Origin of the sequence: Stutzerimonas chloritidismutans (assembly GCF_020783375.1) — a bacterium.
In the GTDB taxonomy this organism is placed as follows: domain Bacteria; phylum Pseudomonadota; class Gammaproteobacteria; order Pseudomonadales; family Pseudomonadaceae; genus Stutzerimonas; species Stutzerimonas kunmingensis.
Genome location: NZ_CP086067.1, coordinates 472,801 through 485,526 on the forward strand (window position 1 = coordinate 472,801; position 12,726 = coordinate 485,526).

Here is a 12,726-nt window from a genome sequence, read left to right on the forward strand (position 1 = left end):
AGTCGGCTTGCAAAGTTAGTGATGGTCTCGGTTCTCTGCGTGATCGGAACACCTCTGATCGCGAGTGAAGTGGTGGAGTTCGGCTCGGATGAGTCGGCTCGCTATCTCACTGAATTGAAAAAGCTTTATCTCACCAGCAGCGATCGCGAAGCGCTGCTCGCGCATAGTAACGGATTGCTCGATACCTACGCATTGCGAGCGGGTTATCAGGTTGGCCAGGCCAATCCGCAGGACTTTCTCTACGAGCTGAGCGTGGCCACTCCTGGAGAGTTGCGCATACGCGAGGAAGTCCGCAGCAGCAGCGGCGGTGTTGCCGTGCGCAACCGCAGTCTGTCGGTATTCGGGCTTGATCCCTATCTGCAATATCAGTGTCCTGCGCAAGGGTTCAGTTGTTCGATCAGCAGCCCCATCGACGGCCTGCCCTTGCTGGTCATTCTGCGCGACCCCCAGGGTGCCGAAGAGCTGGCCAAGGCACTGTCTTTTCTGATTCGTAATCTGCAGAAGGGTTGACGCAGCAGTTGGTGCGCGTGATCCCTGCACAATAGAAAACGCCGCATCTTCTTCAGAGGATGCGGCGTTTTTCGTTTGGCTCAGCCGTTACAGCAGCAGGGTGCGGATATCCGCCAGCAGCTCCGAAAGCCGTTTGGTGAAGCGTGCGGCAGCAGCCCCGTTGATCACACGGTGATCGTAGGACAGCGAGAGCGGCAACATCAGGCGCGGCTCGAATGCCTTGCCGTCCCAGACTGGCTGCATCGTCGCCTTGGATACCCCGAGAATCGCCACTTCCGGCGCGTTGACGATCGGCGTGAAGCCGGTGCCGCCAATGTGGCCAAGGCTGGAAATGGTGAAGCAGGCACCCTGCATGGCGTCAGGCGAAAGCTTCTTGCTGCGCGCTTTCTCTGCCAGCTCGGCCGCTTCGCCAGCCAACTGCAGCAAACTCTTCTGATCCACGTTCTTGATCACCGGGACCATCAGGCCATCCGGCGTATCCACGGCGAAGCCGATGTGCACGTACTTCTTGCGGATCAGTGCCTTGCCGCTTGGCGCCAGCGAGCTGTTGAAGTCCGGCAGCTCCTTGAGCAGGTGCGCACACGCCTTGAGCAACAACGGCAGCACGGTGAGCTTGACGCCGGCCTTCTCGGCGGCAGCCTTCTGGGAGACGCGGAAAGCCTCCAGTTCGGTGATGTCGGCCGATTCGAACTGGGTCACGTGCGGTACGTTCAGCCAGCTGCGGTGCAGGTTGGCTGCGCCGATCTGCATCAGGCGCGACATCGCGACTTCTTCGACTTCGCCGAACTTGCTGAAGTCCACAGCCGGGATCGGCGGAATGCCGGCACCGCCCGAGGCACCTTCGGCCGGAGCCTGCTTGGCCTTGTGCAGCATGTTCTTGACGTAGGCCTGGACATCTTCCTTGAGAATCCGGCCCTTGGGGCCGGTGGCCGGAACATCGGCCAGGTCGACGCCGTACTCGCGCGCGGTCATGCGAACCGCCGGCCCGGCGTGAACCTTGGTGCCGGCCTTGCTCGGACCGCTGACGGCCGGAGCCGGCGTCGCCGCGGCCTTCGCCTCCGGTACGCCCTGCTTGTTCGGTGCGACGGCCTGCTGCTGGGAAACGGCCTCCTGCGGCCTGCTCTCGTTCTTTTTTGCTGGCGCCGAGCCCTGGACCTTGAGGGTCAGGATCAGGTCGCCAGTCTTGGCATCGTCACCCACCTTGATCGACAGCGACTCCACCACGCCCGCCTTGGGCGCCGGAATTTCCATGCTGGCCTTGTCGGATTCCAAGGTGATCAGCGACTGGTCCGCCTCGACGCTGTCGCCGGCCTTGATCATGACTTCGATGACCTTGGCGCTGCCGCTGGAACCGATGTCCGGAATACGAACCTCCTCCACGGACTCGCCTGCAGTTTCGGCCGGTGCTTCTGCGGCCTGCTCGGTCAGCTTCTCCTTGGCCGGGCCTTGTGCCTGGCTGGCCGGAGCACTGGCCGCTGCCGGCTTGCTCGAGGCGGTACCCTTGAGGATCAGGATCAGGTCGCCGGTACCGACTTCGTCGCCCACCTTGACCGAAATGCTCTCGACTACGCCAGCGGCTGGAGAGGGGATCTCCATGCTGGCCTTGTCGGACTCGAGAGTGATCAGCGGTTGCTCGGCGGCGATGGTATCGCCGGCCTTCACCGAAATCTCGATCACGCTGGCCTTGCCGGAGGAGCCGATGTCCGGAACCTTGATTTCCTGCGACTCGCCTTCCTCGGCGGAGGCTGAAGGATTGTCATCTCCCGGAGGCGTAGGTGCTTCGGCTTCATCAGTCGGGCCGCCAGTGCTGGCAGCGGCAGGCTCGGCCGCGGCTTGCGCCGGCGCTTCGCTGTCAGTTCCTTCTTCGCTTTCCAGCTCAAGTAGCTCGTCACCTTCTTTCAGGCGGTCGCCGAGCTTGACCTTCAAGGCCTTCACGACGCCAGCCTTGGGTGCCGGGATTTCCATGCTGGCCTTGTCGGACTCCAGCGTCAGGATGCTCTGGTCCGCTTCGATACGGTCGCCGACCTTGACGAACAACTCGATTACTTCACCCTCACCGCTGCCGATGTCGGGTACGCGTATGGTTTCACTCACAATAGGTTCTCCTGTGCGCACGCAGCATCAGCAATCCAGCGGATTGCGCTTCTCGGGGTCGATACCGAACTCGGTGATGGCATTGGCCACCACGGTGCGTTCGATGGCGCCGCGATCGGCGAGTGCCTGCAGTGCCGCGACGGCAACCCAGCGGCGGTCGACTTCGAAGAAGTCACGCAGCTTGGCGCGCGAGTCGCTGCGGCCGAAGCCGTCAGTGCCGAGCACCTGGTATTCGCGCGACGGAACCCACTGACGAATCTGATCGGCGAACAGCTTCATGTAGTCGGTCGAGGCCACTACCGGGCCTTCGCGGCCTTCCAGGCACTGCTCGACATAGCTCTTGCGCGGCTCCTCGGTCGGGTGCAGACGGTTCCAGCGGTCGACCGCCAGGCCATCGCGGCGCAGCTCGTTGAAGCTGGTTACGCTCCAGACGTCGGCGCCGACGCCCATCTTGGCGAGGATGTCCACCGCAGCACGCACTTCACGCAGGATGGTGCCGGAACCCAGCAGCTGTACGCGGTGCTTGAAGTCGCCCCTGGCTTCCTCGAGCAGGTACATGCCCTTGATGATGCCGTCCTCGACACCCTGCGGCATGGCCGGCTGCTGGTAGTTCTCGTTCATCACGGTGATGTAGTAGTAGACGCTCTTCTGCAGTTCCATCATCTCGTGCATGCCGTGATGCATGATCACCGCCAGCTCGTAACCGTAGGTGGGGTCATAGCTGCGGCAGTTGGGGATGGTGCTGGCGAGGATGTGGCTATGGCCGTCCTCGTGCTGCAGGCCTTCGCCGTTCAGGGTGGTGCGTCCGGAGGTGCCACCGAGCAGGAAACCGCGGGTCTGGGCATCGCCGGCCGCCCAGGCCAGGTCGCCGATCCGCTGGAAGCCGAACATCGAATAGAAGATGTAGACCGGCAGCATCGGCTGGTTGTAGTTGCTGTAGGCGGTACCCGCCGCGATGAATGAGGAGAAGGCACCCGCTTCGTTCAGGCCTTCCTGCAGGATTTGACCATCCTTTTCTTCGCGGTAATACATCACCTGGTCGCGGTCGACCGGCTCATAAAGCTGCCCCACCGGGGAATAGATACCCAGCTGACGGAACATGCCTTCCATGCCGAAGGTGCGGGCCTCGTCGGCGAGGATCGGCACGATGCGCTTGCCGAGATCCTTGTCCTTCACCAGCTGCGAGAGAATCCGGCCGAAGGCCATGGTGGTGGAAATCTCGCGATCACCGGAACCGTCGAGCACGGCTTTGAGGGTGTCCAATGGCGGCGTCGGGATGCTGAAGCTCTTCGGCCGGCGCTGCGGCAGCGAGCCACCGAGTTTCTCGCGGCACTTGCGCAGGTAGCGCATCTCGGCGCTGTCTTCGGCCGGGCGGTAGAACGGCAGTTCTTCGAGCTGCGAATCGTTGACCGGGATGTCGAAGCGGTCGCGGAATTTCTTCAGGCTGTCGATATCGACTTTCTTGGTGTTGTGGGCGATGTTCTTCGCCTCTCCGGCACCGGTGCCGTAGCCCTTGATGGTCTTGGCCAGGATGACTGTCGGCTGGCCCTTGTGGTTGACCGCCTGGTGGTAAGCGGCATAGACCTTGTACGGATCGTGGCCGCCGCGGTTGAGCTTCCAGACTTCCTCGTCGGACATGCTCTCGACACGCTTGAGCAGCTCAGGGTCGGCACCGAAGAAATGCTTGCGCACATAGGCGCCGTCTTTGGCCTTGTAGTTCTGGTATTCGCCGTCGATGGCTTCGTCCATGCGGCGCTGCATGCGGCCGTCTTCGTCGGCGGCGAACAGTGGGTCCCACAGGCGGCCCCAGACGACCTTGTTGACGTTCCAGTTGGCGCCTTTGAATACGCCTTCCAGCTCCTGGATGATCTTGCTGTTGCCGCGTACCGGACCGTCCAGACGCTGCAGGTTGCAGTTGATGACGAACACCAGGTTGTCGAGATTTTCACGGCCGGCCAGGGAAATGGCGCCGAGGGTTTCCGGCTCGTCGCACTCGCCGTCACCGATGAAGCACCAGACGCGCTGCTTGCCTTTCGGGATGAAGCCGCGGTTTTCCAGGTACTTCATGAAGCGTGCCTGGTAGATCGCAGTGATCGGGCCGAGACCCATGGACACGGTCGGGAACTGCCAGAAGTCCGGCATCAGGTGCGGATGCGGGTAGCTCGACAGGCCCTGTCCGTCCACTTCCTGGCGGAAGTTGAGCATCTGGTCTTCGCTCAGGCGGCCTTCGAGGAAGGCGCGGGCGTAAATGCCAGGGGAGGCATGCCCCTGATAGTAGATCAGGTCGCCGCCGTGCTCTTCCGTTGGGGCCTGGAAGAAATAGTTGAAACCGATGTCGTAGAGGGTCGCGCTGGAGGCGAAGGTGGAGATGTGCCCACCCAGATCCGGATCCTTGAGGTTGGCGCGCATCACCATCGCCAGTGCGTTCCAGCGGACCAGGGAGCGAATACGGCGCTCCATGAACAGGTCGCCAGGCATCTTGGCTTCGCGGGTGACGGGGATGGTATTGCGGTACGGCGTGGTGATGCCGTAGGGCAGGGGGGTGCCGCTACGTGTGGCCAGTTCACCCATCCGGGTCATCAGGTAGTGAGCGCGGTCTTCACCCTCGCGGTCGAGGACGGACTCGAGGGCGTCCAGCCATTCCTGGGTTTCGACGGGATCGAGATCTTGCATGGCTTGCTCCATGGCGGAAAGGCTTCCAGAATCGGTTGCCTGTTCGCGACCGGCTTTGTGGGCCGGTGCGTGTAATGTTCTTGGACGAGTGCCGGGGGTAGGACCGGGCGTCTGTAGTTTTACTACAAAATGACGTCGGGATCAGCCCCCTGAAATACTCTTTAGTAGTAAAACTACAGATCAGCGGCGCTGGCATTTTCCTGAGAAAGGCATCTGCGAGGCTCTGAATCGCGCGGTTTCACTGTGTTGCTGTGAAGGAAACCTCAATGAGTCTGCCATCGCTGGTTGCATTGCCGCCCTCGCTTCTGCCTTTTGTCAGTCGTGCCGAAGAGTCGTTCCTCGCTGCTGCCGGCAGCCTGTCGGATGCCATTGCGGCACGTTGCCGCGCCTGGCTGGTGGAGCAGCGCGAGGCGTTCGGCCGGGTCTGTGCGGCGAGCGACTTCGTCAGCGAACAGGTTAGTCGAGATCCGCAGATGCTGCTGCAGCTGGCCGAGCTGGGCTGGCTGGACAGATCGCTCGCGCCGGCCGAGATGCGTGACGCACTGAGCGAGCAGGTCGCCGCGTGCGACAGCGAGGATGCCCTGGCGCTGACCTTGCGCCGCTTCCGGACCCGCCAGCAGGTGCGGATCATCTGGCGCGACCTGACCCGTCAGGCCGACCTTGCCGAAACCTGTCGCGACCTTTCCGATCTCGCCGATGCGTCGGTCGATCTGGCGTATCACTGGCTGTACACACGCCATTGCGAGCAGTTCGGCGTACCCACCGGGCGTCGCAGCGGCAACCCGCAACACATGGTCATCCTTGGCATGGGCAAGCTGGGCGCCCATGAGCTGAATCTGTCCTCGGACATCGACCTGATCTTCGGGTACCCCGAGGGGGGCGAAACCGTGGGTGCCAAGCGCTCGCTGGACAATCAGGAGTTCTTCGTCCGGCTCGGTCAGCGGCTGATCAAGTCGCTGGACGCCATCACCGTCGATGGCTTCGTCTTCCGCGTCGATATGCGCCTACGCCCGTACGGTTCGTCCGGTCCGCTGGTCTACAGCTTCAACGCGCTGGAACAGTACTACCAGGACCAGGGGCGTGACTGGGAGCGCTACGCGATGATCAAGGCGCGTGTCATCGGTGGCGACCAGCAGGCCGGCAAGGAGCTGCTGGAAATGCTGCGGCCGTTCGTCTATCGGCGCTACCTTGATTTCTCCGCCATCGAAGCGCTGCGCACCATGAAGCAGCTGATCCAGCAGGAAGTGCGGCGCAAGGGCATGGCTTCGAATATCAAGCTGGGTGCCGGTGGCATCCGCGAGGTGGAGTTCATCGCCCAGGCGTTTCAGCTGATTCACGGCGGGCGCGATCTCAGCCTGCAGCAGCGGCCGTTGCTCAAGGTGCTGGCTACCCTGGAAGGTCAGGGCTATCTGCCGGGTGCGGCGGTGAAGGAGCTGCGCGAAGGCTATGAGTTTCTGCGCTATACCGAGCATGCGCTGCAGGCCATCGCTGATCGCCAGACGCAGATGCTGCCGGAGACTGAGGTCGACTGCGCGCGGGTCGCCTTCATGCTCGGTTTCGACAGCTGGCAGGCCTTCCACGAGCAGCTGTTGCACTGGCGTGGGCGTATCGACTGGCATTTTCACCAGGTTATCGCCGACCCGGACGAGGACGAGAATGCCGAAGGCGAGGCGCTGGTCGGCGGCGAGTGGTTGCCGCTGTGGGAGCAGGACTGGGACGAAGAGTTCGCCTGTCGACAGCTGTCCGAAGCCGGGTTCCGTGATGGCCAGGTTGCCTGTCAGCGCCTTGCCGCGCTGCGCAATGCCAGTCAGGTCAGGACCATGCAGCGTCTCGGCCGCGAGCGTCTGGATGCCTTCATTCCTCGTTTGCTGGCGCAGGCTGTCGAGCAGGACGACCCGGATCTGGTGCTCGAGCGCGTGCTGCCATTGGTCGAGGCGGTGGCCCGGCGTTCGGCCTATCTCGTATTGCTGACCGAAAATCCCGGCGCGCTGCAGCGCTTGCTCGAACTCTGCGCGGCCAGCCCGTGGGTCGCCGAGCAGATCGCGCGGTTCCCGTTGCTGCTCGACGAATTGCTCAATGCCGGGCGGCTGTACAGCCCACCGCTGGCGCCGGAGCTGGCTGCCGAGTTGCGTGAGCGGCTGATGCGTATTCCCGAGGATGACCTCGAGCAGCAGATGGAGGCGCTGCGTCATTTCAAGCTGGCGCATCGCCTGCGCGTCGCAGCCTCGGAGATCGCCGGGACGCTGCCGTTGATGAAGGTCAGCGACTACCTGACCTGGCTGGCGGAGGCCATTCTGCAGGAAGTGCTGACCCTGGCCTGGCGCCACACTGTCGCACGTCATGGTCAGCCGCAGCGCAGCGACGGCAAGCTGTGCGATCCGGCCTTCGTCATCGTCGGTTACGGCAAGGTCGGCGGGATCGAGCTCGGTCACGGTTCCGACCTGGACCTGGTGTTCATCCATGACGGCGACCCTGCCGCCGAGACCAATGGCGCCAAGCCCATCGACACCGCGCAGTTCTTTACCCGTCTCGGTCAGCGCATCATTCATCTGCTGACCACCCAGACCACCTCCGGCCAGCTGTACGAGGTGGACATGCGCCTGCGTCCGTCCGGCGCTTCCGGGCTGCTGGTCAGCTCCCTCGGCGCCTTCGAGCGCTACCAGGGCCAGGAAGCCTGGACCTGGGAGCACCAGGCGCTGGTGCGTGCGCGGGTGCTGGTTGGCTGTCCGCAGTTGACCGCCGACTTCGAGCGGGTGCGCGCCGGTGTGCTCGGTCGTGAGCGTGATCTGGATGCGCTGCGTCGCGAAGTCAGCGACATGCGCGCGAAGATGCGCGACAACCTCGGGACTCGCGCGACACATGCGGGGACTGCCGAGCAAGCCTTCGGCGGCGCGGCCGAGTTCAATCTCAAGCAGGACGCCGGTGGTATCGTGGATATCGAATTTATGGTGCAATACGCGGCTTTGGCGTGGTCGCACCAGCATCCCGAACTGCTGCGCTATACCGATAACATCCGCATTCTCGATGGGTTGGAGCAGGCCGGGTTGATGACCGGCGATGAGGTTCGGCTGCTGCAGGATGCCTACAAGGCCTACCGCGCCGCAGCGCACCGGCAATCACTGCAGAAGCAGCCCGGAGTGGTGAGTGGGGATCAATTCCACGACGAGCGCCGCGCTGTCATGCGTATCTGGCGTGAGTTGGGCCTAAGCTGAGCCCCTCGTCGGGCTACTGGCAAATTCGAATTCTGAGGAGCTGGCAACGATGTCGATGGCCGATCGTGATGGCGTCATCTGGTATGACGGCGAACTGGTGCAGTGGCGTGATGCGACCACCCATGTGCTGACCCATACCCTGCACTACGGCATGGGCGTATTCGAAGGCGTACGCGCCTACAACACCCCGGACGGCACGGCGATCTTCCGCCTGCAGGCGCACACTGACCGCCTGTTCGATTCGGCACACATCATGAACATGCCGATGCCGTACTCGAAGGAAGAGATCAACGAAGCGACCCGCGCCGCCGTGCGCGAGAACAACCTGGAAAGCGCCTACATCCGCCCGATGGTGTTCTACGGAAGCGAAGGCATGGGCCTGCGCGCCAGCGGCCTGAAAGTGCACGTGATCGTCGCCGCCTGGCACTGGGGCGCCTACATGGGCGACGAAGCGCTGGAACTGGGCATCAAGGTGCGCACCAGCTCCTTCACCCGTCACCACGTCAACATCACCATGACCCGCGCCAAGTCCAACGGTGCCTACATCAACTCGATGCTGGCCCTGCAGGAAGCCATTTCCGGTGGCGCTGACGAAGCGTTGATGCTGGATCCTGAAGGCTACGTGGCCGAAGGTTCGGGCGAGAACATCTTCATCATCAAGGATGGCGTGATCTACACCCCGGAAGTGACCGCCTGCCTGAATGGCATCACTCGTGGCACCGTGCTGACCCTGGCCGGCGAGCACGGCCTGAAGGTGGTCGAGAAGCGCATCACCCGCGACGAGGTCTATATCGCCGACGAAGCCTTCTTCACCGGAACTGCCGCAGAGGTGACGCCGATTCGCGAAGTCGATGGCCGCGCCATCGGCATCGGTCGTCGTGGCCCAGTGACCGAAAAGTTGCAGAAGGCCTACTTCGATCTGGTCTCCGGCAAGACCGCTGCTCATGCCGAATGGCGGACACTGGTCAAGTAAGCGCAGGCGCCAAGCTGCACGCGGCCGATGGTTTGCCGCTTGCAGCTTGAGGCTCGTGGCTTGAAGCTGCCCTTATGAATATTCTGATTGTGGGACCCAGCTGGGTTGGCGACATGGTGATGGCGCAGACGTTGTTCGTCTGCCTGAAACAGCGCCATCCCGACTGCCAGATCGACGTGCTGGCGCCCGAGTGGAGCCGGCCGATTCTCGAGCGCATGCCCGAGGTGCGTCAGGCGCTGAGCTTTCCGGTAGGGCATGGTGTGCTCGACATGGCGACCCGGCGCAAGGTGGCGCAGAGTCTGCGTGGTCAGTATGAGCAGGCGATCCTCTTGCCCAATTCGTTGAAGTCGGCGCTGGTGCCGTTCTTCGCCGGTATTCCCAAGCGCACCGGCTGGCGCGGCGAAATGCGCTTCGGCCTGCTCAACGACATGCGCAAGCTCGACAAACAACGCTATCCGCTGATGATCGAACGCTTCATGGCGCTGGCGTTCGAGCCGGGCGCCGAGTTGCCCAGACCGTATCCGAACCCTTCGCTGCGTATCGATCCCGTGACTCGCGATGTGGCACTGGCACGTTTCGGCCTGAGCCTGGATCGTCCGGTACTGGCGCTCTGTCCAGGTGCCGAATTTGGCGAGTCCAAGCGCTGGCCGGCCGAGCACTTCGCCAAAGTCGCCGAGCTGAAGATTCGCGAGGGCTGGCAAGTCTGGCTGTTCGGCTCGAAAAACGACCACCCGGTGGGCGAGGAAATCCTCGCTCGATTGATTCCTGGGTTGCGCGAAGAGGCGGTGAACCTGGCCGGCGAGACCAGCCTGGCCGAGGCTATCGATCTGCTCTCCTGCGCTGACGCAGTGGTGTCCAACGACTCCGGGCTGATGCACGTGTCAGCCGCGCTGGGCCGGCCTCTGGCTGCAGTCTATGGCTCGACGTCACCGGCCTTCACCCCGCCGCTTTCCGAGCAGGTCGAGGTTGTGCGGCTGGGTCTCGACTGCAGCCCCTGTTTTGAACGCACCTGCCGCTTCGGCCACAACAACTGCATGCGCGAGCTGAAGCCGCGCGCGGTGATCGAGGCGCTGGATCGCCTGGCCCCGCAGTCAGTTGAGGTGCGCTGATTGAAGGTCCTGCTGGTCAAGACCTCGTCGTTGGGCGATGTCGTGCATACCCTGCCGGCGCTGACCGATGCGCAGCGGGCGCTGCCTGGCATCCAGTTCGACTGGGTCGTGGAGGAGAGCTTCGCCGAGATCCCGGCCTGGCATCCAGCGGTGGCGCAGGTGATTCCGGTGGCGATTCGTCGCTGGCGCAAACATCCGATCAATACCCTACGCAGCGGCGAGTGGCGACGCTTCAAGGCGCGCCTGCGCGAAAGTCGTTATGACCTGGTGATTGATGCCCAGGGCTTGCTCAAGAGCGCCTGGCTGACCCGCTACGTCAAGGCGCCGGTCGCCGGGTTGGACCACGATTCGGCCCGCGAGCCGCTGGCGACACGCTTCTATGATCGGTGCTATGCCGTGCCGCGTGAGCAGCATGCGCTGGAGCGGGTGCGTCAGCTGTTCGCTCAGGCGCTCGGTTACCCGCTGCCGCAGGATGTTGCCGACTACGGCCTGAATCGCGAGCAGATGGCCGCGCCCAGCGATCAGCCGTATCTGCTGTTTCTGCACGGCACCACTTGGCCTAGCAAGCACTGGCCGGAAACCTACTGGCGCGAACTGGCCGAACGCATGAGCGATTTCGGCTGGGCGATCCGCCTGCCGTGGGGCAATGCCGAAGAGAAGGCGCGCGCCGAGCGTATCGTCAGCGGCGTGGCCAACGCAGCGGTGCTGCCCAAGCTGAATCTGGCCGGCGTTGCACGGGTCATCGCTGGTGCGCGGGCTTGCGTCGCAGTGGATACCGGCCTCGGCCATCTGGCCGCGGCGCTGGATGTGCCGAGCATTTCGCTTTATGGTCCGACCCTGCCCGGGCGGGTCGGGGCCTATGGGCGCTCGCAGGTGCACCTGTGCGCCGGCGGGCCGAACGCCGGTCGCGGTGATCGGCACAAGCCCTGTTTCGACGATCTGCGCCCTGAGCGCGTCGTCACCGAACTGAAAGCCCTGCTGCGGGCCCCGGAGTCCGTCTGATGCAACTGGCCTTCATTCTCTACAAGTATTTTCCCTTCGGCGGGCTGCAGCGCGACTTCATGCGCATTGCCCTCGAATGCCAGCGTCGCGGCCACGCGATCCGCGTCTACGCGATGATCTGGGAAGGTGATGTGCCCGAGGGCTTCGAGGTGCTGATCGCGCCGGTCAAGGCGCTGTTCAATCACACCCGCAACGAGCGTTTCACTGCCTGGGTCGAGGCCGATCTGGCGCGGCGGCCGGTGGACCGGGTGATCGGCTTTAACAAGATGCCGGGACTCGACGTGTATTACGCCGCCGACCCCTGCTTCGAGGACAAGGCGCAGACCCTGCGCAATCCTATCTACCGCCGCTGGGGTCGCTACAAGCACTTCGCCGAGTACGAGCGCGCGGTGTTTGCGCCCGAGGCGAAGACCGAAATCCTGATGATCTCCGAGGTGCAGCAGCCGCTGTTCGTCAAACACTACGGCACGCCCGCCGAACGCTTTCACCTGTTGCCGCCGGGCATCGCCCAGGATCGCCGCGCGCCGGCCAATGCCGCGCAGATCCGTGCCGAGTTTCGCGAGGAATTCGAGGTGCGGCCCGAGGAGTTGCTGCTGGTACAGATCGGTTCCGGTTTCAAGACCAAGGGTCTGGACCGCAGCCTCAAGGCGCTTGCCGCATTGCCGCGCGAACTGAGTCAGCGCACCCGGCTGCTGGTGATCGGCCAGGACGATCCCAAGCCGTTCAAGCTGCAGGCCAAGACGCTGGGCGTTTCCGGCATGGTCGAATTCCTCAAGGGGCGCAGCGATATACCGCGGTTCCTGCTGGGCGCCGATCTGCTGATCCATCCAGCCTACAACGAGAACACCGGTACCGTACTGCTGGAAGCGCTGGTCGCCGGGCTGCCGGTGCTGGTCACCGATGTATGTGGCTATGCGCACTACATTACCGACGCCGACTGCGGTCGCGTGGTACCCAGCCCCTTCGAGCAGCAGGTGCTCGACCAGATGCTGGCGCAGATGCTGGCCGATGATCAGCAACGCGCGGTCTGGAGTCGCAATGCGCTGACGTTCGCCGGCACGGCGGACCTTTATTCGATGCCGCAGAAGGCGGCAGACGTGATTCTCGGGGCAAGCGCATGAGCGCTACAGCTCGGTCAGCGCCCTGCCGATTG

Annotated in this window: 8 protein-coding genes; 6 read left to right on the forward strand and 2 right to left on the reverse strand. The window is 63.4% G+C overall.

Annotated features, from left to right (window positions below; translation table 11 throughout):
* Positions 1-21 precede the first annotated feature (21 nt).
* Complete coding sequence (locus LLJ08_RS02150; protein ID WP_014818874.1) at positions 22-510, forward strand: hypothetical protein; 489 nt, start codon at positions 22-24, stop codon at positions 508-510.
* A gap of 87 nt (positions 511-597) precedes the next feature.
* On the opposite strand, the gene aceF is transcribed toward LLJ08_RS02150, so the two are convergent.
* A complete protein-coding gene (gene aceF / locus LLJ08_RS02155) occupies positions 598-2,604 on the reverse strand; it encodes a dihydrolipoyllysine-residue acetyltransferase (RefSeq protein ID WP_228208094.1) in 2,007 nt (668 codons plus the stop codon).
* A 27-nt stretch (positions 2,605-2,631) separates the two neighbouring features.
* On the reverse strand, positions 2,632-5,277 hold the full coding sequence (gene aceE / locus LLJ08_RS02160; protein ID WP_228208095.1) for a pyruvate dehydrogenase (acetyl-transferring), homodimeric type: 2,646 nt from the start codon (positions 5,275-5,277) through the stop codon (positions 2,632-2,634).
* Between the two features lie 266 nt (positions 5,278-5,543).
* On the opposite strand from aceE, the gene glnE reads away from it, so the two are divergent.
* The 5 genes from glnE (at position 5,544) to LLJ08_RS02185 (ending at position 12,694) form a co-directional block, all read left to right on the forward strand.
* The gene (gene glnE, locus LLJ08_RS02165; RefSeq protein WP_228208096.1) at positions 5,544-8,489 is read left to right on the forward strand and encodes a bifunctional [glutamate--ammonia ligase]-adenylyl-L-tyrosine phosphorylase/[glutamate--ammonia-ligase] adenylyltransferase; all 2,946 of its coding nucleotides are present in this window, start codon (positions 5,544-5,546) and stop codon (positions 8,487-8,489) included.
* A gap of 49 nt (positions 8,490-8,538) precedes the next feature.
* Positions 8,539-9,462, forward strand: coding sequence for a branched-chain-amino-acid transaminase (gene ilvE, locus LLJ08_RS02170; RefSeq protein ID WP_228208097.1), 924 nt, complete (start codon positions 8,539-8,541; stop codon positions 9,460-9,462).
* A gap of 74 nt (positions 9,463-9,536) precedes the next feature.
* On the forward strand, positions 9,537-10,571 hold the full coding sequence (gene waaF / locus LLJ08_RS02175) for a lipopolysaccharide heptosyltransferase II (RefSeq protein WP_125875807.1): 1,035 nt from the start codon (positions 9,537-9,539) through the stop codon (positions 10,569-10,571).
* Entirely contained in the window at positions 10,572-11,573 is a 1,002-nt protein-coding gene (gene waaC / locus LLJ08_RS02180) for a lipopolysaccharide heptosyltransferase I (protein ID WP_125897671.1), read from the forward strand.
* On the forward strand, positions 11,573-12,694 hold the full coding sequence (locus LLJ08_RS02185; protein WP_023445092.1) for a glycosyltransferase family 4 protein: 1,122 nt from the start codon (positions 11,573-11,575) through the stop codon (positions 12,692-12,694). The genes waaC and LLJ08_RS02185 overlap by 1 nt, the downstream gene beginning before the upstream one ends.
* The last annotated feature ends 32 nt before the right edge of the window (positions 12,695-12,726 follow it).